The organism is Alicycliphilus sp. T452 (assembly GCF_054512775.1).
Map to the genome: position 1 here is coordinate 63,374 of NZ_JBTNEH010000006.1, position 19,691 is coordinate 83,064.

A 19,691-nucleotide genomic window follows, 5' to 3' on the forward strand; every position below is an offset into this window, starting at 1 on the left:
GCCGCCTACTCCAGCGGGGGAGTGGCGGCGATGACCTCTTCCAGCGTGGTCATGCCCTCGGCCGCGCGCAGGGCGCCGGCCAGGCGCAGCGGGCGCATGCCGTCCTGCACCGCCTGGCGGCGCAGCGCGTCGATGGACGGCGTCTGGTGGATCTGCTGCTTGAGCGCCTCGCTCACCGTGAGCAGCTCGTACAGGCCCATGCGGCCGCGAAAGCCCGTCATGCGGCAGTCCACGCAGCCCACGGGCTTGTAGGCGCGGTAGCCGCCATTGAGCCGCCAGGGGCGGATCATGTCGGCCAGCGCCCCGGGGTCGGCCGCCTCGTCGAGCTGGCGGCAGTGCCGGCACAGCGTGCGCACCAGGCGCTGCGCCAGCACGCCCAGCAGCGTGGCGTTGATGAGGTAGGGCGGCACACCCAGCTCCATGAGGCGCGTGACCGCGCTCGGCGCGTCGTTGGTGTGCAGCGTGGAGAACACCAGGTGGCCCGTGAGCGCGGCCTGCACCGCCATGTCGGCGGTGGCCAGGTCGCGGATCTCGCCCACCATGATCACGTCCGGGTCCTGGCGCATGAGGGCGCGCAGCCCCTCGGCGAAGTTGAAGTCGAGCTGCGGCTGCACCTGCGTCTGGTTGAAGCTGGGCTCGATCATCTCGATCGGGTCCTCCACCGTGCTCACGTTCACCTCCTCGGTGGCCACGCGCTTCAAGGTGGAGTACAGCGTGGTGGTCTTGCCCGAGCCCGTGGGCCCGGTCACGAGGATGATGCCGTGCGGGCGCTTGACGAGCGCCTCCCAGCGCTCGGCGTCGTGCTGCGTGAAGCCCAGCGCGTCCAGGTCCTTGACGGCGTTGTCGGGGTCGAAGATGCGCATCACCATCTTCTCGCCGAAGGCCGTGGGCAGCGTGGACAGGCGCATCTCCACCTCGTCGCCGCGCGGGTTGCGCGTCTTGATGCGGCCGTCCTGCGGGCGGCGGCGTTCGACCACGTCCATGCGCCCGAGCAGCTTGACGCGCGCCACCATGGCGCTGAGCACGCCCATGGGCATCTGGTAGACGGTGTGCAGCACGCCGTCGATGCGAAAGCGGATCACGCCCTGCTCGCGCCGCGGCTCCAGGTGGATGTCGCTCGCGCGCTGGTCGAAGGCGTACTGCCACAGCCAGTCCACCACGCGGATCACGCCCTGGTCGTTGGCGTCGAGCTGCTTGTTGGTCCGGCCCAGCTCGACGAGTTGCTCGAAGCTGCTGCCGCCCGCGCTGCCGCCGGCCTTCTGCGCCTCGCGCACCGACTTGGCCAGCGCATAGAACTCGGCCGTATAGCGCGTGATGTCCAGGGGGTTGGCCAGCACCCGGCGCACGCTGCGGCGCGCCTGGCGCTCCACCTCGGCCACCCAGTCCTGGACGAAGGGCTCGGCCGTGGCCACGACCACCTCCTTGGCCGTCACCTGCACCGGCAGCACCTTGTGGCGCTCGGCGTAGCTGGCGCTCATGGTATCGGCCACGCGGCCCACGTCCACCTTCAGCGGGTCGATGCGCAAAAACGCCAGTCCGCAGCGCTGCGCCACGTATTCGGTGAGCATGTCCACGTCCAGCGGCTTGCCGTCGCTGGCGCGCACCATGCTCACGTTGCCCAGGCGCACCAGCGGGTGCTGGCTGCTCTCGGCCTGCGAGCAGCGCGCGATGGTGCGCTGCGCCTGCTCGGCGCTGATGACGCCATCGGCGCGCAGCCATTCGACGATGCGGCGCCACTCCAGCGGGCCGGATTGGTGTTGATCGCTCATGCTTGTAGTCCATGACGCATCGCGTCGGAAGGCTGCGGAGCAAGCCATGCCAGCAGACGCCGCGCAAGGGCCGCCCCGCCGCGCTGGCGTCGTCCTCCTTCCCGCGCGCAGCGCGAGAGAAGGGGGAAGCCGCACAGCGGCTCAGGGGGGCGTCTCATTTCACGGGTTTGAAGACGCGCAGCCACTTCGTGGTGGGCAGGTCCCAGCGCGCCTGCAGGCCTTCGGCACGCGCCAGCAGCTCGGCGCGCTTCGGATGCGTGGGCGTGCGCTGCGCCAGCACCACGATGTTGCCCTCGCGCGTGGGCTTGAAGGCCCAGAGCGCGTCGGCGCCGAAGGCCTCGGCCAGCTTGGCCACGCTGCGCTCGTAGCTCGACGCGCGCCCGAACAGGTTGACGGTGAGGCAGCCATCCCCGGTCAGCAGCGTGCGGCAGTCGGCATAGAACTCGGCGCTGTCGAGCACGGGCGCGGCGGCCTCGTGGTCGTACAGGTCCACGGCAAGCGCATCCACGGTGCCGTGCCATTCTGGCTTCTTGATCTCCTGGGCCGCATCGGCCAGCACCACGCGCTGCATGGGGCCGTCGGGCGGCAGCTTGAACCAGGCGCGGCAGACGGCCTCCACGCGCGGGTTCAGTTCGACCACGGTGCAGCACATGCGCAGCTTCTTGCGGCAGAACTTGGTGATCGCGCCCGCGCCCAGGCCGAGCTGCATGGCGTGGCGCCGGGCGACGCTCGAAGGCTCCATGAACAGCAGCCAGGCCATCATGCGCTGCACGTATTCGAGCTCGATCCAGAACGGATCGGCGATGCGCATGGAGCCCTGGATCCAGGGCGTGCCCAGGTGCAGGTGGCGCACCTCGCCATCGTCGCTGACGCTGACCTCGGGCAATTCGGGGGAAAGGGTTTTCTTGCGGCTCACAGCAATCCAAAGGGCGCGAAGGCGTCGCGCCAGGTGTTCAGTTTCTTCTCGAAGCTCCACGACGCATTGGCCGGGCTGGTCGAGGGCAGGCGCAGCGAGGGGATGTCCACCCCCAGGCTGGCGCGCACGGCCCTTGCGTGGCGGAAGCTCTCGCCGCCATTGTGTGCGATGGCGGCAAGCGCCGGCAGGCGCGCGAGCAAGGCGCGGAAATCGTTGACCTGCGCGTTGCGGATGCTGGTGTCCAGGCTGCCCTCGCGCTCGCAGGCGGCGTACACGTCCCACAGCCCCAGGCCGCGCGCGAGCAGCCAGCCGCAGCGCGCGGCGTAGTCGCCGGGCAGCGGGTGCCCGGGCCACAGCGCCGCCAGGATGCGCCAGAAGTGGTTCTGCGGATGGCCGTAGTACTGCTGCGCGCGCAGCGAGGCCGCGCCGGGAAAGCTGCCCAGCAGCAGCACGCGCGTGCCCTCGCCCACCACGGGCGGCAGGCCCACGAGGCGCGAAGCGGCAGGTGTATTCATGGAGTGGATACTATCAATAAAATAGCTATTAGCGCTTTATGGACGGGCGCTAGAGGCCAAAAACACTGAAAACCCTCAGGCCAGCAGGGCCCGCAGCTTCGGAAGCGCGGCGCAGGCATTGTCGCGGCTCGCGCGGGCCAGCTCGCCCATTTCGATGCCGCGCAGGCCCGCCACCACGGCGGCGATGCGCGGCAGCTCGGCCGGGCTGTTGCGCGCGGGGGCCGCGCCCGCGGCGCGCTCGGCGGCCGTCACGTAGAGCCAGTGCGGGGGGATGTCGGGCGCGTCGGTCTCCAGCACCAGCGCATCGAGCGGCAGCTCGGCCGCCAGGCGCCGCAGCTGCAGCGCGCGCTCATAGGTGACGGCGCCGCCGAAGCCGAGCTTGAAACCCATGGCGATGAAGGCCCGCGCCTGCTGCAGGCTGCCGTTGAAGGCATGGGCGATGCCGCCGCGCACGGGCAGCTCGCGCAGGCCTTTCAGCAGCCGGTCAGCCGAGCGGCGCACGTGCAGGATCACCGGCAGGCCGAAGCGGCGCGCCAGCTGCAGCTGCGCGCGGTAGAAGCGTTCCTGCCGCGCCGCATCCAGGCCGGGAACGAAGAAGTCCAGCCCGATCTCGCCGACGGCCACCAGGCGCGGGTCGGGCAGGCATTGCTCCAGCATGCGCGCCAGCGCCTGCAGGTCGTCGTCGCGGGCCTGGGGCGTGTAGAGCGGATGGATGCCCAGCGCATAGCTGTCGCCATGGCGGTGCGCCATGGCGCGCACGGCCTGCAGGTTGGCCAGTTCCACGGCCGGCAGCACGCAGTGCGCCACGCCGGCGCGCGCGGCCCTGGCGCGCTCGGCATCGGCATGGGCCGCGCCGCCATGGACCGCGAACTCATCGAGGTGGCAATGGGTGTCGATCCAGGCGTCCATGCGCCGGATCATGCCACCGGGGCTATTCGCTCTTGCGCATCGGGCAGGTGTTCACGCCCAGCAGCGAGTACGCGGGGCAGCCCCCCACCAGCCCCGTGAGCAGCGGCACCACGCCGATCCAGCCCCACCAGCCCACCGTACCCGTGGCCGCCAGCGCGATCAGCACCAGCCCCACGACGATGCGCAACCCACGATCCAGACCTCCGACATTGCGTTTCATGACACTTCTCCTGGTTGAAAAAAAACGGGCTCAGGGGCAATAGATGGCCTTGAGCGCGGCCACGAGCTTCTCCGCCGCCGGGTCGGCGATGCGGTAGTACAGGGTCTGCGCATCGCGCCGGAAGGCCACCAGCCCCTCCTCGCGCATGCGCGCCAGATGCTGCGACAGGGCCGACTGACTCAGGTCCATCTGTTCGAGCAGCTGGCCGACCGAGGCCTCTCCCCGGTCGATAAGCAGGCACAGCACCAGCAGCCGCTGCTCATTGCCCACGGTGCGCAGCAGCGCCGCGGCCTGGGCCGTGCATTGCTGCATGAACTCCCGGTCGGCTGCAGTGGCCACGATGTATTCCTTTTGGCGGCGCTTTAAATTAACATCTACTAATTTAGTAAAAACTAAAGAATCTGTCAACGATGGCGTGCCGGCACGGTCGCCACTTCGTCCACCCCTTCCGTTTTTCCATTGCAGGAGTTCAGCATGTCTTCACCAACCGACTACAAGGCCTTCACCCGTGAAATCTCCGGCAACGTGGGCCAGTTGCGCGCCAGCCAGCCCGAGGTGATGCAGGGCTTCAACGCCATGAGCAAGGCGGCCCTGGCGCCCGGCGCGATCGACGCCAAGACCAAGGAGCTGATCGCCCTGGGCATCGGCGTGGCCGCGCGCTGCGACGGCTGCATCGGCTTTCACACCCAGGCCCTGGCGCGCCTGGGCGCCACGCGCGCCGAGGTGCACGAGACGCTGGCCATTGCCGTCTACATGGGCGGCGGGCCGGCGCTCATGTATGCCGCCAATGCGGTGGCCGCGTTCGACCAATGCGCCCCCGAGCAGATGCCCGCAGCCGCCAGCGCCTGAGCCGCCACGCGCGCCCATGGCGGGGGCGCGCGGCCCGGCGGGCGGGCCCATGCGCGCCGGCGTGTTCCGTGCTACTGTGGGCGCCTTGCCGCCCCTTGTTCCACGGAGGTGCTCGCATGCCCCGGCCCGTCCGCTACAGCCCTTCCCGCAGCGACCGGGCACGCCCGCCCGCGGATCCCGCCGCGCCCGAAAGCCCGCCCTCTCCCCCCGCCCCTGACGCCCCGCGGCGGCGCGTGCGCCTGCCGTCGGTGCAGCAGGCGCAATGGGCGGCCATGGCGCTGCTGGCCGCGCTGCTGGCCGGCGGGATGTGGTGGCTGCAGCCGGCACCCGCGCCGCGCATCACGCAGAAGGCCATCGACGCGGCCGTGCTGTACACGCTGGAAAACCACACCCTGCCCTCGGCCGCCGCGCGCGCGGCGGAGGCCGTGGCGCCGTCGGTGGTGCGCGTGATGGGCTTCACGGCCACCAAGCGGGGCAAGGAGGTGGAGCGCAGCGTGGGCACGGGCGTGGTGATCGTGGACACGGGCGTCATCCTCACCAACCTGCACGTGGTGCGCGGCGCCGACCGCGTGAGCGTGACCTTTGCCGACGGCACCGAGGCCAATGCCAGCATCACCGGCGCCCAGCCCGAGAACGACCTGGCCGTGCTGCAGGCGCACAAGGTGCCGGACGACCTGCAGTCGGCGCCGCTGCGCTCCACGCAGCACCTGCGCGCGGGCGATGGCGTGGTGGTCGTCGGCTTTCCGTTCGGCATCGGGCCCTCGGCGTCAGCAGGCGTGGTCTCGGGCCTGCAGCGCGAGTTCGAGTCGCCCGAGGGCGGGCAGGAGCTGCGCAACCTGATCCAGTTCGACGCCGCGGCCAACCCGGGCAACTCCGGCGGGCCGCTGGTCACGCTGGAAGGCGAGGTGGTGGGCATCGTCACCGCCATCCTCAACCCCACGCCCGCGCGCACCTTCATCGGCATAGGCTTCGCCGTGCCCATAGAGAACGCGGCCCAGGCCGCCGGCATGCCGCCGTTCTGACCGCCCAGCAGGAGAGCCACCATGCAGACCACCCCCGCCGCCACGGACTCCACCGCCACGCTGATGGAGCAAATCCTCTACGAGGTCAAGCGCGTCGTCGTCGGCCAGGACCGCTTCCTGGAGCGCGTGATGGTGGCCATGCTGGCCCAGGGCCACCTGCTGGTGGAGGGCGTGCCGGGCCTGGCCAAGACGCTCACCGTGAAGACGCTGGCCGCGTGCATACAGGGGCAGTTCAAGCGCATACAGTTCACGCCCGACCTGGTGCCCGCAGACTTGGTCGGCACGCGCATGTACAACCAGCGGACGGGCGAGTTCAGCACCACGCTGGGGCCCGTGTTCACCCACCTGCTGCTGGCCGACGAGATCAACCGCGCGCCCGCCAAGGTGCAAAGCGCGCTGCTGGAGGTGATGCAGGAGCGCCAGGTCACCATCGCCGGCCAGAGCCACCCCGTGCCCGAGCCCTTCGTGGTCATGGCCACGCAGAACCCCATAGAGACCGAGGGCACCTACCAGCTGCCCGAGGCCCAGGTGGACCGCTTCATGATGAAGGTGCTCATCGGCTACCCGAGCGAGGAGGAGGAATTCGTCATCGCCCAGCGCGCGCTCGCGCCCGCGGTGCAGGTGGCGGCCGTGGCCACGACCGGACAGCTGGCCCGGCTGCAGGCCGACTGCCGCAAGGTGTACGTGGACCCGTCGCTCATCCAGTACGCCGTGCGCCTGGTGGCCGCCACGCGCGCGCCGCAGCAGCATGGCCTGAAGGACCTGGCCGGCCACATCGCCTGCGGCGCCAGCCCGCGCGCCACCATCGCGCTGGCCGAGGGCGCCCAGGCCCTGGCCATGCTGCGCGGGCGCGGCTACGCGCTGCCCGAGGACCTGCTGGACCTGGCGCACGACGTGCTGCGCCACCGCATCAGCCTGAGCTACGAGGCGCTGGCCGAGGGCCTGGACGCCGACGCGCTGATCCAGCGCATCATGAACCAGCTGCCCGCGCCCGCGCGCCCCCTGCACCATTCGGCCGAGGAGGCCGCCGGCGCGGAGGCCCGCCGTGCCTGAAGCCGCCCGGCCCCCAGCCGCCGCGCCCGCCGCGGCCGAGCGCCTGCTGCAGCGCCTGGAATGGACGGTGATCCGGCGCCTGGACGGCCTGCTGCAAGGCTCCTCGCGCACCCTGCTGCGCGGCAGCGGCATCGACCTGGCCGACCTGCGCGAATACCAGCCGCACGACGACGTGCGCCACATCGACTGGAACGTCACGGCGCGCCTGGCCACGCCCCACGTGCGCGTGTTCACCGAGGACCGCGACATGACAGCCTGGTTCCTGCTCGACCTGAGCCCGTCGGTGGACTTCGGCGCGCCGGGCCAGGCCAAGCGCGACATGTTGGCCGGCTTCGTGGGCGTGCTCGCGCGCCTGCTCCAGCGCCACGGCAACCGCGTGGGCGCCGTGCTGCACGACGGCAGCGCCGCCATGGGCCGGGTGCTGCCCGCGCGCGGCGGGCGCCGCCAGGTGCTGCAGCTGCTGCATGCGCTGGCGACCGGCGCGCGTCCCTCCGGCCTGGCCCCGGCCCCCGGCATCACCGAGCTGCAGCGCCTGCTGGGCGGGGCCCAGGGCCTGCTGCGCCGGCGCTCGGCGGTATTCGTGGTGTCCGATTTCCTGAGCGCCCCGGGCTGGGACAAGCCCCTGGCGCGCCTGGCGCAGCGCCACGACGTGGTGGCCGTGCGCCTGCTCGACCCGCTGGAGCTCACGCTGCCCGACATGGGCCTGCTGCTGCTGCGCGACCCCGAAACCGGCGAGCAGCTGCAGGTGGACACGCACGAGCGGGGCTTTCGCCACCGCTTCGCGCGCCTGGCCGCGCAGCGCGAGGCCGATCTGCGCGCGAGCCTGGCGCGCGCCGGCGTGGACACGCTGGAGCTGTCCACCGACGAGGACCTGCTGGCCGCGCTGCTGCGCTTCATGCAGCTGCGCGGGCACCGCCCGCGCGTGGCCGCCTCCGGCCCGGCCCCGGCGGCGCGGATGGCCGCGACATAAGGAGCCGACCATGGTGTTTCTCTGGCCCACACTGCTATGGCTGCTGCTCGTCCTGCCCCTGCTCGTGCTGCTGTACCTGTGGCTGCTGCGCCGGCGCAAGGCGGCGGCCGTGCCCTACCCCGGCCTGGCCCTGGTGCGCCAGGCCCTGGGCCCGGGCCACGGCTGGCGCCGCCACGTGCCGCCCCTGCTGTTCCTGCTCGGCCTGGCCGCGCTGCTCGTGGCGGCGGCGCGCCCCCTGGCCGTGCTCCAGCTGCCATCGCAGCAGCAGACCATCATCCTGGCCATGGACGTCTCGGGCAGCATGCGCGCCACCGACGTGCAGCCCGACCGCCTCACGGCCGCGCAGAACGCCGCCAAGGCCTTCATCCAGGACCTGCCGCGCCACGTGCGCGTGGGCGTGGTGGCCTTCGCCGGCACCGCCCAGCTGGCGCAGCTGCCCACGCAGAGCCACGAGGATCTGCTCAAGGCCATAGACAGCTTCCAGCTGCAGCGCGGCACGGCCACGGGCAACGGCATCATGATGGCGCTGGCCACGCTGTTCCCCGATGCGGGCATAGACATCGCCGCCCTGGGCGGGCGCCAGGCCATGCGCGTGCGGCCCATCGACGAAGCGGACCGCGCCGACCCCGCGAAGAAGCCCTTCACGCCCATGGCGCCGGGCTCGTACCGCTCGGCCGCCATCATCATGCTCACCGACGGCCAGCGCACCACGGGCGTGGACCCGCTGGAGGCCGCGCAATGGGCCGCCGACCGCGGCGTGCGCGTGTACACGGTGGGCGTGGGCACGGTGCAGGGCGAGCTCATCGGCTTCGAGGGCTGGTCCATGCGCGTGCGCCTGGACGAGGACACGCTCAAGGCCGTGGCCCTGCGCACCAACGCCGAATACTTCCACGCTGCCACGGCGCAGGACCTGCGCAAGGTCTACGAGACGCTGAGCTCGCGGCTCACGGTGGAGAAGAAGGAGACCGAGGTGTCCGCGCTGCTGGCGCTGGCGGGGGCCGCGCTGATGCTGCTGGCGGCGGGGCTGTCGGTGTGGTGGTTCGGCAGGGTTTTATGAGTGTTTTTGGGCCCTTGCGCTTTACAGGTAAGCGCTTGCAGCTATTCTTTTTGAATTTTCCAGCCTAAAAAAAACCGCCCCATGCGAGGCGGTTTTCCGAGGGTCGGCCGGGAATCAGTTGTTCTGCGCCAGTTGATCGAGGATGGCCGGATTCTCCAGCGTGCTGGTGTCCTGGGTGATGGCCTCGCCCTTGGCCAGGCTGCGCAGCAGGCGGCGCATGATCTTGCCGCTGCGGGTCTTGGGCAGGTTGTCGCCGAAGCGGATGTCCTTGGGCTTGGCGATGGGGCCGATTTCCTTGGCCACCCAGTTGCGCAGCTCGGCGGCGATCTGCTTGGCCTCCTCGCCCGTGGGGCGGGAGCGCTTCAGGACGACGAAGGCGCAGATGGCCTCGCCCGTGAGGTCGTCGGGGCGGCCCACCACGGCGGCCTCGGCCACCAGGTCGGACTTGGCGACCAGGGCGGATTCGATCTCCATCGTGCCCATGCGGTGGCCCGAGACGTTGAGCACGTCGTCGATGCGGCCGGTGACGCGGAAGTAGGCCGTCTTGGCGTCGCGCACGGCGCCGTCGCCCGCCAGGTAGATCGTGCCGCCCATCTCCTCGGGGAAGTACGACTTCTTGAAGCGCTCGGGGTCGTTCCAGATGGTGCGGATCATCGAAGGCCAGGGGCGCTTGATGACCAGCATGCCGCCCGAGCCGTTGGGCACGTCCCTGCCGGTCTCGTCGACGATGGCGGCGGCGATGCCGGGCAGCGGCAGCGTGCACGAGCCCGGCACCAGGGGCGTCGCGCCCGGCAGCGGGGTGATCAGGTGGCCGCCGTTCTCCGTCTGCCACCATGTGTCCACGATGGGGCAGCGCTCGCCGCCCACGTTCTTGTAGTACCACATCCAGGCTTCGGGGTTGATGGGCTCGCCCACGCTGCCCAGGATCCTCAGGCTGGAAAGGTCCCAGTTCTTCGGGTGCACCTTCTCGTCGGAATCGGCCGCCTTGATGAGCGAGCGGATGGCCGTTGGCGCGGTATAGAAGATGCTGACCTTGTGGCGCTCGATCATCTGCCAGAAGCGCCCGGCGTTGGGGTAGGTGGGAATGCCCTCGAACATCACCTGGGTGCCGCCCGCGGCCAGCGGCCCGTAGGCGATGTAGGTGTGGCCCGTGACCCAGCCGATGTCGGCCGTGCACCAGAACACGTCGTCGGGGCGCAGGTCGAAGGTCCAGTCCATCGTCAGCTTGGCCCACAGCAGGTAGCCGCCCGTGGAATGCTGCACGCCCTTGGGCTTGCCCGTGGAGCCCGAGGTGTAGAGGATGAACAGCGGGTGCTCCGCCTCCACAGCCACCGGGGCGCATTCGGTGCTCTGGCCCGCGAGGGCCTCGGCGAAGCTCTTGTCGCGCCCGTCCACGCGGTTCCAGGCGGTGGCGGTGCGCTCGTAGACCAGCACCGACTTGATGGACTCGCAGCCGCCCATGGCGATGCCCTCGTCCACGATGGCCTTGAGCGGCAGCTCCTTGCCGCCGCGTAGCTGGTAGTTGGCGGTGATCACGGCCACGGCACCGGCGTCGATGATGCGCTCCTGCACCGCCTTGGCCGAGAAGCCGCCGAACACCACGCTGTGCGTGGCGCCGATGCGCGCGCAGGCCTGCATGGCCACCACGCCCTCGATGGTCATGGGCATGTAGATCAGGACGCGGTCGCCCTTCTTCACGCCCTGCGCCTTGAGCGCATTGGCGAACTGGGCCACGCGGGCGAGCAGTTCCTTGTAGGTGACCTTGGTGACGGCGCCGTCGTCGGCCTCGAAGATGATGGCGGTCTTGTTCTCGACCGGCGTGCCCATGTGCCGGTCCAGGCAGTTGGCGCTGGCGTTGATCTCGCCGTCGGCAAACCACTGGTAGAACGGCGCGTTGGACTCGTCCAGCGTCTTCGTGAAGGGCTTGCTCCACTGCAGGTTTTCGCGCGCAAGGCGGGCCCAGAAGCCCTCGAAGTCCTTGTCGGCCTCGGCGCACAGCGCCTCGTAGCCGGCCATGCCGGAGATGCGTGCCGCCTTCACCAGGCCCTCGGGCGGGGGAAACACACGGTTTTCGATCAGGACGGACTCGATCGCGGACGGGGAAGCACTCATGGATTTGTCTCCTTACTACGCTGGAACGGATAAACGGGCGGTACTTTCGGTGCTGCTACTTACAAGCCACTGACGTGGCGCACAGCTTACGCCCGCCACGCGGCTCCCTGCGCCGGCAGCACCCCGCGCACGCGCATATCGCGTGAATAGCACATTGCAGAAAACCTTTCTTTTGACTTAAAAACAATCAATAAATACAATAAATTCATGTTTGTAACCTGCTATGCAGGTAATTCACCCCTTTCCGGTATGTTCTGCCGCCGGGTGAATCGCAGCGCCGCAAGGCCGCCCCATGGTGGCGGCCGCCGGCGCAACGGCCGAGGCTTTCGGCCCTGATGCCCTGGGTGTCCCAGCGCCGCACGGCGCCATGGCACCCACGCGAGTGCGCAAGTCCTCCACCAGACCTCTTGCGCCGCGCACCCAGGCCCTTGCGCACTCCTTTCCACGCGTGCCATTCGGGCCGATCTGGTCACTTTCCGTGTCCGCCCTCCTTCCGGTCCTGCCGACCGCGCATGTCCATTGCGGACGGGCGCCCCCCGGCGGGGCCGCCGCATCGGGGTCGCGTGTATTGCGCAGTGCTTCGGCCTTCGTGCCCCTGCCGCCGTTGGCGCGGCCGGGGCGAGTTCAACCCGTTCCGACCGAGGAAGGACCCCGCAGTGGCCAAGCAAATCATCATCGACCATGTGTTCAAGGTCTTCGGCGACGCGCCGCAGGAGGCGCTGCGCCTGGTGCAGCAGGGCCTGGGCAAGCAGGAGATCCTGGAGCGCACGGGCCACTCGATCGGCGTGTTCGACGCCAGCTTCACCATCGAGGCCGGCGAGGTCTTCGTCGTCATGGGCCTGTCGGGCTCGGGCAAGTCCACGCTGGTGCGCATGCTCAACCGCCTGATAGCGCCCACCAGCGGCCGCATCCTGGTCGATGGCCAGGACATCGGCGGCCTGAGCCAGCGCCAGCTGCGCGCCCTGCGCCGCAAGGACATCTCCATGGTGTTCCAGTCGTTCGCCCTCATGCCCCACATGACCGTGCTGGACAACACGGCCTTCGGCCTGGAGCTGGCGGGCATGGACAAGGCCGGGCGCCAGCAGGCGGCCCGGGAGGCGCTGGAGCAGGTCGGCCTGGCCGGCTGGGGCGCCAGCTACCCCGACGAGCTCTCGGGCGGCATGCAGCAGCGCGTGGGCCTGGCGCGCGCGCTGGCGGCCGACCCGTCCATCCTGCTCATGGACGAGGCCTTCTCGGCGCTGGACCCCATCATCCGCACCGAGATGCAGTCCGAGCTGCTGCGCCTGCAGCAGGTCAAGCGGCGCACCATCGTCTTCATCTCGCACGACCTGGACGAGGCCATGCGCATCGGCGACCGCATCGCCATCATGAAGGACGGCCACGTGGTGCAGGTGGGCACGCCCGACGAGATCCTGCGCGAGCCGGCCAACGACTACGTGCGCGACTTCGTGCGCGGCGTGGACGCGGCCGCCGTCTTCAAGGCGCGGGACATCGCGCGCCAGGCCTTCACCATGGTGTCCGAGCGCAGCGACCGGGGCAGCCGCGCCGCGCTGCGCCTGCTGGAGGATTCGGACCACGAGTACGCCTACGTGCTCTCCAGCCGCAAGCGGTTCCTGGGCGTGGTGTCCTCGCAGTCGCTGCGCAGCGCCCTGCACGGCCACCATGGCCCGCTGGGGCTGCAGCACGCCTTCCTGGACGACGCGCCCACGCTGGCCGCGGACACGCCGGTGGCCGAACTCTTCGGCCCCATGGCCAGCGCCCCCTGCCCGCTTCCCGTGGTGGATGGCGACGGGCGCTTCCTGGGCGTGGTCAGCCGCACGACGCTGATGCGCTTCCTGGACCGCGACACGCCGCCCGTGCCGCCGCCGCAGGCCGAGCTCCCCCCCGTCCAGCTCGACCGCCAGTTCCCCCACGGCGACGCCGCCCCTGCGGCCCCCGCCGCCCGAATTGAAGGAGATGCCACCGCATGAACGAGAACAACGACACGCCCGCCGATCTGGACAACCCCTGGGCCGCCGCCAGCTCCACCGCGGACGGCCCCGCCACGGACAGCGCCGACCCCTGGGGCGCGGGCAATGCCGGCCCGGCGCAGACCGCCCCCGACTGGCTGTCCAGCCCGCCGGCCGGCCCCGCGCCCGCCGACGCCGATGCGGGCGGCCTGCAGGCCCTGTGGCACCAGGTCAGCACCGACGGCCTGCCCGTGCAGGGCTGGATCAACGACGGCCTGCACTGGGCGGTGGAGAACTTCCGCCCCTTCTTCCAGACCGTGCGCGCACCCATCGACGCGACGCTCGGCGGCGTCACCGACGCCCTGCTGGCCCTGCCCTGGCCGGCGATGCTGCTGCTCGTCTCCCTGCTGGCCTGGCAGTTCGCCGGGCGCATGCTGGCGCTGGCCACGGCCGTGTCGCTGGGCATCGTGGTGCTGCTGGGCATCTGGCCCGACGCCATGGTCACGCTGGCGCTGGTGCTCACCTCGCTGCTGTTCTGCGTGGTGCTCGGCCTGCCCCTGGGCATCGTTCTGGCCGCCAGCGACCGCGCCCAGCGCTTCATGCGGCCGCTGCTGGACGCGATGCAGACCACGCCGGCCTTCGTCTACCTGGTGCCGGTGGTGATGCTGTTCGGCATCGGCAACGTGCCCGGCGTCATCGTGACCATCGTGTTCGCGCTGCCGCCCCTGGTGCGCCTCACGAACCTGGGGCTGCGCCAGGTGCGCCCGGACTTGGTCGAGGCCAGCCGCGCCTACGGCGCCTCGCCCTGGCAGCTCTTGTGGAAGGTGCAGCTGCCGCTGGCCCTGCCCTCGATCATGGCCGGCATCAACCAGGCGCTGATGCTGAGCCTGTCGATGGTGGTCATCGCCTCGATGATCGCCGTGGGCGGCCTGGGCCAGATGGTGCTGCGCGGCATAGGCCGGCTGGACATGGGCCTGGCCAGCATCGGCGGCCTGGGCATCGTGCTGCTGGCCGTCGTGCTCGACCGCATCACCCAGGCCATGGGCGCGCCGCGCCGCGGCGGCCAGCGCTGGTGGCACACCGGCCCGCTGGGCCTGCTGTTCGGCAGGCTGCGCCAGAAATCCTGAAACCATAGCTGCTGGCGCTTTTCACACAAGGCTTAGCGGCCGATTCGACCAATTTTCTTACCACGGAGACCTCGCCATGACATTCGCATGCAAGACCCTGCGCCCGCTGCTGGCCGCCACCGGCCTGGCCCTGCTGGGCCTGACCGCCCAGGCCGCCGACCTGCCCGGCAAGGGCATCACGGTGCAGCCGCTCAAGAGCTCGATCGCCGAGGAGACCTTCCAGACCCTGCTGGTCATGAAGGCCCTGCAGAAGCTCGGCTACGAGGTGCAGCCCATCAAGGAGGTGGAGTACCCCACGGCCCACATCGCCATCGCCAACGGCGACGCCACCTTCCTGGCCGACCACTGGAACCCGCTGCACGCCGACTACTACAAGAACGCCGGCGGCGACGCCAAGCTCTACCGCAAGGGCATCTTCTCGGCCAACGCCGCCCAGGGCTACCTGATCGACAAGAAGACTGCCGACCAGTACAAGATCACCAACATCGCGCAGTTCAAGGACCCCAAGATCGCGGCGCTGTTCGACAGCAACGGCGACGGCAAGGCCGACCTGACCGGCTGCAACCCCGGCTGGGGCTGCGAGGCGGTCATCGAGCACCAGCTGGACGCCTACCAGCTGCGCGGCACCGTCACGCACAACCAGGGCTCGTACTCGGCGCTGATCGCCGACACCATCGCCCGCTACCGCGCGGGCAAGCCGGTCTTCTACTACACCTGGACGCCCTACTGGGTCAGCAACGACCTGAAGCCGGGCAAGGACGTGGTCTGGCTGGAGGTGCCGTTCTCCTCGCTGCCCGGCGAGCAGAAAGGCCTGGACACCCGGCTGCCCAATGGCAAGAACTACGGCTTCGTGGCGAACAACCAGCAGATCGTGGCCAACAAGGCCTGGGCCGGGAAGAACCCCGCCGCCGCCAGGCTGTTCGAGGTGATGCAGTTGCCCGTGGCCGACATCAACGCCCAGAACCACCTGATGAGCCAGGGCCAGAACAAGAACGCCGACATCGAGCGCCATGTGAACGGCTGGATCGCCGCGCACCGCAAGACCTTTGACGGCTGGATCGAGCAGGCCCTGGCCGCCGCGCGCTGATCCGGGCCAACGCGGCAGCATGCAAAATATGGCTGCAGCGCCCTACCGGCAAGCGCGGGAAGCTATAAATACAATAGTTGACAATGTCGGCGCAGCGGGCTGTGGATACTATGAATATCGCTTTTGCGCACCAGGCATGCGGCTCTAGAATGGGCCTGTCCGCAGCGTCCCCGTCCTGCCAAGCCCATGCATGCATCCCCGCGCCCCAGTGCCGACCCACCCCTGCAGCGCCCCCTGCTGAGCGCACAGGAGCGCGAGGCGATCGACCACAGCCCCTGGTTCGCGTCGCTCCCCCCGTCGCTGCGCCATGACATCTTCCGCCTGGGCCACGTCACGCGCCACGCGCATGGCGACATGATCGTGAAACAGGGCCACCCCATACGCAACTGGTTCGCCTGCGCCAGCGGCGCGCTGCGCTTTCGCCGCACCACGACCGCGGGCCGGCGGGTCACCCTGGCCTACGTGGAGCCCGGGATCTGGGTGGGCGAGGCGGAGGTGCTCTACGGCCGCCCCTGCACCTTCGATGCGCACGCCCACGGCAGCACCACGCTGCTGAGCGTGCCCGAGCCCGCCCTGCGCACGCTGCTGCAGCAGCACCCCTCGTTCGGCCAGGCCCTGCTCACCCTGCAGGCGCACAGCATGCGCTCGCTGTACCTGATGATGGAGGACGTGGCCACCATGCCGCTGCGCGCGCGCCTGACCAAGCAGCTGCTGCACCTGCAGGAACGCTTCGGGCCGCACCACGTGGCGCCGGGCGAAACCCGCCCCATTGGCCTGTCGCTGGCGCAGGACGAACTGGCCGGCCTGCTCGGCGGTTCGCGCCAGCGCGTGAACGTCGAGCTCAAATGGCTGGAACGCCAGGGCCTGATCAGCGTGCGCCCGCGCGGCATAGAGCTGCACGACGTGCAGGGCCTGCAGGCGCTGGTGGCCCAGACGGCCGACGGCGACGACGGCAAGCCCGGCGCCTGATTTCAGCGCCCGACCATGTTCCCGGGCACCACCCACTGGTCGAACTGCTCGGCCGTGACATGGCCCGAGGCGATGGCCGCCTCGCGCAGGCTGGTGCCTTCCTTGTGGCCCTTCTTGGCGATGTAGGCCGCCTTGTCGTAGCCGATGTGCGGGTTGAGCGCCGTCACCAGCATCAGCGACTGCTGGACCAGGTGGTCGATGCGCTCGCGGTTGGGCTCCAGCCCCACGGCGCAGTTGTTGTTGAAGCTCGCGATGCCGTCGGCCAGCAGGCGCACGCTCTGCAAAAAGTTGTGCGCCACCAGGGGACGGAACACGTTGAGCTCGAAGTTGCCCGACATGCCGCCGATGTTGATGGCCACGTCGTTGCCCATGACCTGCGCGGCCAGCATGGTGACGGCTTCGCTCTGCGTGGGGTTGACCTTGCCGGGCATGATGGATGAGCCGGGCTCGTTCTCGGGGATGGTGATCTCGCCGATGCCGCTGCGCGGCCCGCTGGCGAGCCAGCGCACGTCGTTGGCGATCTTGTTCATGCTGGCCGCCAGGGTCTTGAGCGCGCCGTGGGCGTGCACCAGCGCGTCCTGCGAGGCGAGCGATTCGAACTTGTTGGGCGAGGTGACGAAGGGCAGGCCGGTGATGGCGGCCAGCTCCTGGGCCACGCCCTCGGCGTAGCCCTTGGGCGCGTTCAGGCCCGTGCCCACGGCGGTACCGCCCAGCGCCAGTTCGTACAGGTGCGGCAGCGCGTCCTTCACGTGGCGGGCGCCGTGCTCCAGCTGGGCGACCCAGCCCGAGATTTCCTGGCCCAGCGTGAGCGGCGTGGCGTCCTGCAGGTGGGTGCGGCCGATCTTGACGATGCCGTCGAAGTCCTTCGCCTTCTGCGCCAGGGTCTTCTTCAGCACTTCGATGGCGGGCAGCAGCTTGTTCGTGAGCGCATCCACGGCCGCGACGTGCGAGGCGGTGGGGAACACGTCGTTGGACGACTGGCTCTTGTTCACGTCGTCGTTGGGGTGCACCAGGCGGGCCTCGCCGCGCTCGCCGCCCAGCAGTTCGCTGGCGCGGTTGGCGATGACTTCGTTGAGGTTCATGTTGGTCTGCGTGCCCGAGCCGGTCTGCCAGACCACGAGGGGGAATTCGTCGGGGTGCTTGCCGTCGATGACTTCCTGCGCGGCGGCGACGATGGCGTCCTTCTTCTTCGCGTCCAGCAGGCCCAGCGCGTGGTTGACGGTGGCCGATGCGCGCTTGACCTGCGCCAGCGCCTTGATGATCTCGCGCGGCTGGCGCTCGCCGGAGATGTCGAAGTTCTGCAGCGAGCGCTGCGTTTGCGCGCCCCACAGCCTGCCGGCGGGGACTTCGATGGGGCCGAAAGTGTCGCGTTCGATGCGTGTGGTCATGGTGGTGCAACAAGGAAAAGGAGTGGAGGAATGCGGGCAGCCGGCAAGCATACCGACAGATGAAAACCATTCTCATCGACGGGGCGGCAAGCACCGCCGGGCTTCAGCCTCGCGCAAGGCGGGCGGCGATAATCCCGGGGTTCGCTTTCTTACTACAACACACCCCACCATGACCACCACCATCCGGTACGACGATCTCGTGGAGTCCGTCGCTGCAGCGCTGCAGTACATCTCCTACTACCACCCCGCCGACTACATCGCCCACCTGGCCCGCGCCTACGAGCGCGAGCAGAGCCCCGCCGCCAAGGACGCGATGGCGCAGATCCTCACCAACAGCAAGATGAGCGCCACGGGCCACCGCCCGATCTGCCAGGACACGGGCATCGTCAACGTGTTCCTGAAGCTGGGCATGGACGTGCGCTTCGAGGGCTTCGCCGCCGACCAGGGCCTGGAGGACGCCGTCAACGAAGGCGTGCGCCGCGGCTACAACCACCCTGACAACACGCTGCGCGCCTCGGTCGTCGCCGACCCGCACTTCGCGCGCAAGAACACCAGGGACAACACGCCCGCCGTCATCAACGTGCAGATCGTGCCCGGCGACAAGCTCGACGTGACCGTGGCCGCCAAGGGCGGCGGCAGCGAGAACAAGTCCAAGATGATCATGATGAACCCCAGCGACAGCCTGGTGGACTGGGTGCTGAAGACCGTGCCCACCATGGGCGCCGGCTGGTGCCCGCCGGGCATGCTGGGCATCGGCATCGGCGGCACGGCGGAAAAGGCCGTGCTGCTGGCCAAGGAAAGCCTGATGGAAGACCTGGACATGTACGAACTGCAGGCCAAGGCCGCCAAGGGCGAGAAGCTCACCCAGGTCGAGGAACTGCGCCTGGAACTGTACGAGAAGGTCAACGCCCTGGGCATTGGCGCGCAGGGCCTGGGCGGCCTGTCCACCGTGCTCGACATCAAGATCAAGATGTACCCCACGCACGCCGCCAGCAAGCCCGTGGCCATGATCCCCAACTGCGCTGCCACGCGCCACGCCCACTTCGTCATGGACGGCAGCGGCCCCGTGTACCTGGAGGCGCCCAGCCTGGACCTGTGGCCCAAGATCGACTGGGAGCCCGACTACAACAAGTCCAAGCGCGTCGACCTGAACACCCTCACCAAAGAAGAAGTGGCGAGCTGGAAGCCCGGCGACACCCTGCTGCTGAACGGCAAGATGCTCACCGGCCGCGACGCCGCGCACAAGCGCATCCAGGACATGCTGGCCAAGGGCGAGCAGCTGCCCGTGGACTTCACCAACCGCGTCATCTACTACGTGGGCCCGGTGGACCCGGTGAAGGACGAGGCCGTGGGCCCCGCCGGCCCCACCACCGCCACGCGCATGGACAAGTTCACCGACATGATGCTGGAGCAGACCGGCCTCATCGCCATGATCGGCAAGGCCGAGCGCGGCCCCGTCGCCATCGAGAGCATCAAGCGCCACAAGAGCGCCTACCTGATGGCCGTGGGCGGCGCCGCCTACCTGGTCAGCAAGGCCATCAAGGCCGCCAAGGTGGTGGGCTTCGAGGACCTGGGCATGGAAGCCATCTACGAATTCGACGTGGTGGACATGCCCGTCACCGTGGCCGTCGATGCGGGCGGCACCAGCGCCCACATCACCGGCCCGGCAGAGTGGCAGAAGCGCATCGCCACGGGGGAATTCAAGGGCATCGAGGTGGCGGCGGTGTAAGCCTGCGGCCTTCCCCCGCCATCCAGACAACCGCCTTCGGGCGGTTTTCT

18 protein-coding genes are annotated in these 19,691 nt (G+C 69.6%); 10 read left to right on the forward strand and 8 right to left on the reverse strand.

Annotated features, from left to right (window positions below):
* Positions 1-5: 5 nt before the first annotated feature.
* The 6 genes from ACX12L_RS07220 to ACX12L_RS07245 form a co-directional block, all read right to left on the reverse strand.
* Positions 6-1,769: a GspE/PulE family protein gene (locus ACX12L_RS07220; RefSeq protein ID WP_459261993.1), complete on the reverse strand. Its 1,764-nt coding sequence runs from the start codon at positions 1,767-1,769 to the stop codon at positions 6-8.
* Between the two features lie 154 nt (positions 1,770-1,923).
* Positions 1,924-2,685: a class I SAM-dependent methyltransferase gene (locus ACX12L_RS07225; protein ID WP_459261994.1), complete on the reverse strand. Its 762-nt coding sequence runs from the start codon at positions 2,683-2,685 to the stop codon at positions 1,924-1,926.
* Positions 2,682-3,200, reverse strand: a complete 519-nt coding sequence (locus ACX12L_RS07230; protein ID WP_459261995.1) for a DNA-deoxyinosine glycosylase — start codon at positions 3,198-3,200, stop codon at positions 2,682-2,684. The genes ACX12L_RS07225 and ACX12L_RS07230 overlap by 4 nt, the downstream gene beginning before the upstream one ends.
* Positions 3,201-3,275: 75 nt before the next feature.
* The gene (locus tag ACX12L_RS07235) at positions 3,276-4,109 is read right to left on the reverse strand and encodes a TatD family hydrolase (protein WP_459261996.1); all 834 of its coding nucleotides are present in this window, start codon (positions 4,107-4,109) and stop codon (positions 3,276-3,278) included.
* A 22-nt stretch (positions 4,110-4,131) separates the two neighbouring features.
* The gene (locus ACX12L_RS07240; RefSeq protein WP_013518035.1) at positions 4,132-4,329 is read right to left on the reverse strand and encodes a YgaP family membrane protein; all 198 of its coding nucleotides are present in this window, start codon (positions 4,327-4,329) and stop codon (positions 4,132-4,134) included.
* Between the two features lie 30 nt (positions 4,330-4,359).
* Positions 4,360-4,641: an ArsR/SmtB family transcription factor gene (locus ACX12L_RS07245; protein ID WP_459262129.1), complete on the reverse strand. Its 282-nt coding sequence runs from the start codon at positions 4,639-4,641 to the stop codon at positions 4,360-4,362.
* Positions 4,642-4,803: 162 nt separating this feature from the next.
* On the opposite strand from ACX12L_RS07245, the gene ACX12L_RS07250 reads away from it, so the two are divergent.
* The 5 genes from ACX12L_RS07250 (at position 4,804) to ACX12L_RS07270 (ending at position 9,280) form a co-directional block, all read left to right on the forward strand.
* Entirely contained in the window at positions 4,804-5,178 is a 375-nt protein-coding gene (locus tag ACX12L_RS07250; protein WP_459261997.1) for a carboxymuconolactone decarboxylase family protein, read from the forward strand.
* A 116-nt stretch (positions 5,179-5,294) separates the two neighbouring features.
* A complete protein-coding gene (locus tag ACX12L_RS07255; protein WP_459261998.1) occupies positions 5,295-6,200 on the forward strand; it encodes a S1C family serine protease in 906 nt (301 codons plus the stop codon).
* Between the two features lie 21 nt (positions 6,201-6,221).
* Entirely contained in the window at positions 6,222-7,253 is a 1,032-nt protein-coding gene (locus tag ACX12L_RS07260; RefSeq protein ID WP_459261999.1) for an AAA family ATPase, read from the forward strand.
* On the forward strand, positions 7,246-8,223 hold the full coding sequence (locus ACX12L_RS07265; protein ID WP_459262000.1) for a DUF58 domain-containing protein: 978 nt from the start codon (positions 7,246-7,248) through the stop codon (positions 8,221-8,223). The genes ACX12L_RS07260 and ACX12L_RS07265 overlap by 8 nt, the downstream gene beginning before the upstream one ends.
* 10 nt (positions 8,224-8,233) lie before the next feature.
* Entirely contained in the window at positions 8,234-9,280 is a 1,047-nt protein-coding gene (locus tag ACX12L_RS07270) for a VWA domain-containing protein (protein WP_459262001.1), read from the forward strand.
* A 114-nt stretch (positions 9,281-9,394) separates the two neighbouring features.
* Here ACX12L_RS07270 and acs read toward each other — a convergent pair whose 3' ends face one another.
* Positions 9,395-11,392 (reverse strand): acetate--CoA ligase, encoded by a 1,998-nt coding sequence (gene acs, locus ACX12L_RS07275; RefSeq protein WP_459262002.1) that lies wholly within the window; start codon positions 11,390-11,392, stop codon positions 9,395-9,397.
* 656 nt (positions 11,393-12,048) lie between these two features.
* On the opposite strand from acs, the gene proV reads away from it, so the two are divergent.
* From proV to ACX12L_RS07295, 4 genes are all read left to right on the forward strand, one after another.
* Positions 12,049-13,362 carry a glycine betaine/L-proline ABC transporter ATP-binding protein ProV gene (gene proV, locus ACX12L_RS07280; protein ID WP_459262003.1) on the forward strand — a complete coding sequence of 438 codons (1,314 nt, stop codon included), beginning with the start codon at positions 12,049-12,051 and terminating at the stop codon, positions 13,360-13,362.
* Positions 13,359-14,468 carry a glycine betaine/L-proline ABC transporter permease ProW gene (gene proW, locus ACX12L_RS07285; protein ID WP_459262004.1) on the forward strand — a complete coding sequence of 370 codons (1,110 nt, stop codon included), beginning with the start codon at positions 13,359-13,361 and terminating at the stop codon, positions 14,466-14,468. Before proV ends, proW begins: the two co-directional genes overlap by 4 nt.
* A gap of 76 nt (positions 14,469-14,544) precedes the next feature.
* Positions 14,545-15,555: a glycine betaine/L-proline ABC transporter substrate-binding protein ProX gene (gene proX, locus ACX12L_RS07290; RefSeq protein WP_459262005.1), complete on the forward strand. Its 1,011-nt coding sequence runs from the start codon at positions 14,545-14,547 to the stop codon at positions 15,553-15,555.
* Between the two features lie 186 nt (positions 15,556-15,741).
* The gene (locus ACX12L_RS07295) at positions 15,742-16,524 is read left to right on the forward strand and encodes a Crp/Fnr family transcriptional regulator (protein WP_459262006.1); all 783 of its coding nucleotides are present in this window, start codon (positions 15,742-15,744) and stop codon (positions 16,522-16,524) included.
* Positions 16,525-16,526: 2 nt separating this feature from the next.
* Here ACX12L_RS07295 and fumC read toward each other — a convergent pair whose 3' ends face one another.
* A complete protein-coding gene (gene fumC / locus ACX12L_RS07300) occupies positions 16,527-17,912 on the reverse strand; it encodes a class II fumarate hydratase (RefSeq protein WP_459262007.1) in 1,386 nt (461 codons plus the stop codon).
* 169 nt (positions 17,913-18,081) lie between these two features.
* Here fumC and ACX12L_RS07305 point away from each other — a divergent pair, with 169 nt between their 5' ends.
* Positions 18,082-19,641 carry a fumarate hydratase gene (locus ACX12L_RS07305; RefSeq protein WP_459262008.1) on the forward strand — a complete coding sequence of 520 codons (1,560 nt, stop codon included), beginning with the start codon at positions 18,082-18,084 and terminating at the stop codon, positions 19,639-19,641.
* Positions 19,642-19,691 lie beyond the last annotated feature (50 nt).

What these genes read in the sequence shown, in the direction of transcription:
- ACX12L_RS07220 (WP_459261993.1), bottom strand. Translation starts at nt 1,769, where the DNA reads ATGAGCGATCAACACCAATCCGGCCCGCTGGAGTGGCGCCGCATCGTC.
- ACX12L_RS07305 (WP_459262008.1), top strand. Translation starts at nt 18,082, where the DNA reads ATGACCACCACCATCCGGTACGACGATCTCGTGGAGTCCGTCGCTGCA.
- ACX12L_RS07260 (WP_459261999.1), top strand. Translation starts at nt 6,222, where the DNA reads ATGCAGACCACCCCCGCCGCCACGGACTCCACCGCCACGCTGATGGAG.
- acs (WP_459262002.1), bottom strand. Translation starts at nt 11,392, where the DNA reads ATGAGTGCTTCCCCGTCCGCGATCGAGTCCGTCCTGATCGAAAACCGT.
- proX (WP_459262005.1), top strand. Translation starts at nt 14,545, where the DNA reads ATGACATTCGCATGCAAGACCCTGCGCCCGCTGCTGGCCGCCACCGGC.
- ACX12L_RS07245 (WP_459262129.1), bottom strand. Translation starts at nt 4,641, where the DNA reads ATGCAGCAATGCACGGCCCAGGCCGCGGCGCTGCTGCGCACCGTGGGC.
- ACX12L_RS07270 (WP_459262001.1), top strand. Translation starts at nt 8,234, where the DNA reads ATGGTGTTTCTCTGGCCCACACTGCTATGGCTGCTGCTCGTCCTGCCC.
- fumC (WP_459262007.1), bottom strand. Translation starts at nt 17,912, where the DNA reads ATGACCACACGCATCGAACGCGACACTTTCGGCCCCATCGAAGTCCCC.
- proW (WP_459262004.1), top strand. Translation starts at nt 13,359, where the DNA reads ATGAACGAGAACAACGACACGCCCGCCGATCTGGACAACCCCTGGGCC.
- ACX12L_RS07230 (WP_459261995.1), bottom strand. Translation starts at nt 3,200, where the DNA reads ATGAATACACCTGCCGCTTCGCGCCTCGTGGGCCTGCCGCCCGTGGTG.
- ACX12L_RS07295 (WP_459262006.1), top strand. Translation starts at nt 15,742, where the DNA reads ATGCATGCATCCCCGCGCCCCAGTGCCGACCCACCCCTGCAGCGCCCC.
- ACX12L_RS07255 (WP_459261998.1), top strand. Translation starts at nt 5,295, where the DNA reads ATGCCCCGGCCCGTCCGCTACAGCCCTTCCCGCAGCGACCGGGCACGC.
- ACX12L_RS07250 (WP_459261997.1), top strand. Translation starts at nt 4,804, where the DNA reads ATGTCTTCACCAACCGACTACAAGGCCTTCACCCGTGAAATCTCCGGC.
- ACX12L_RS07240 (WP_013518035.1), bottom strand. Translation starts at nt 4,329, where the DNA reads ATGAAACGCAATGTCGGAGGTCTGGATCGTGGGTTGCGCATCGTCGTG.
- ACX12L_RS07235 (WP_459261996.1), bottom strand. Translation starts at nt 4,109, where the DNA reads ATGGACGCCTGGATCGACACCCATTGCCACCTCGATGAGTTCGCGGTC.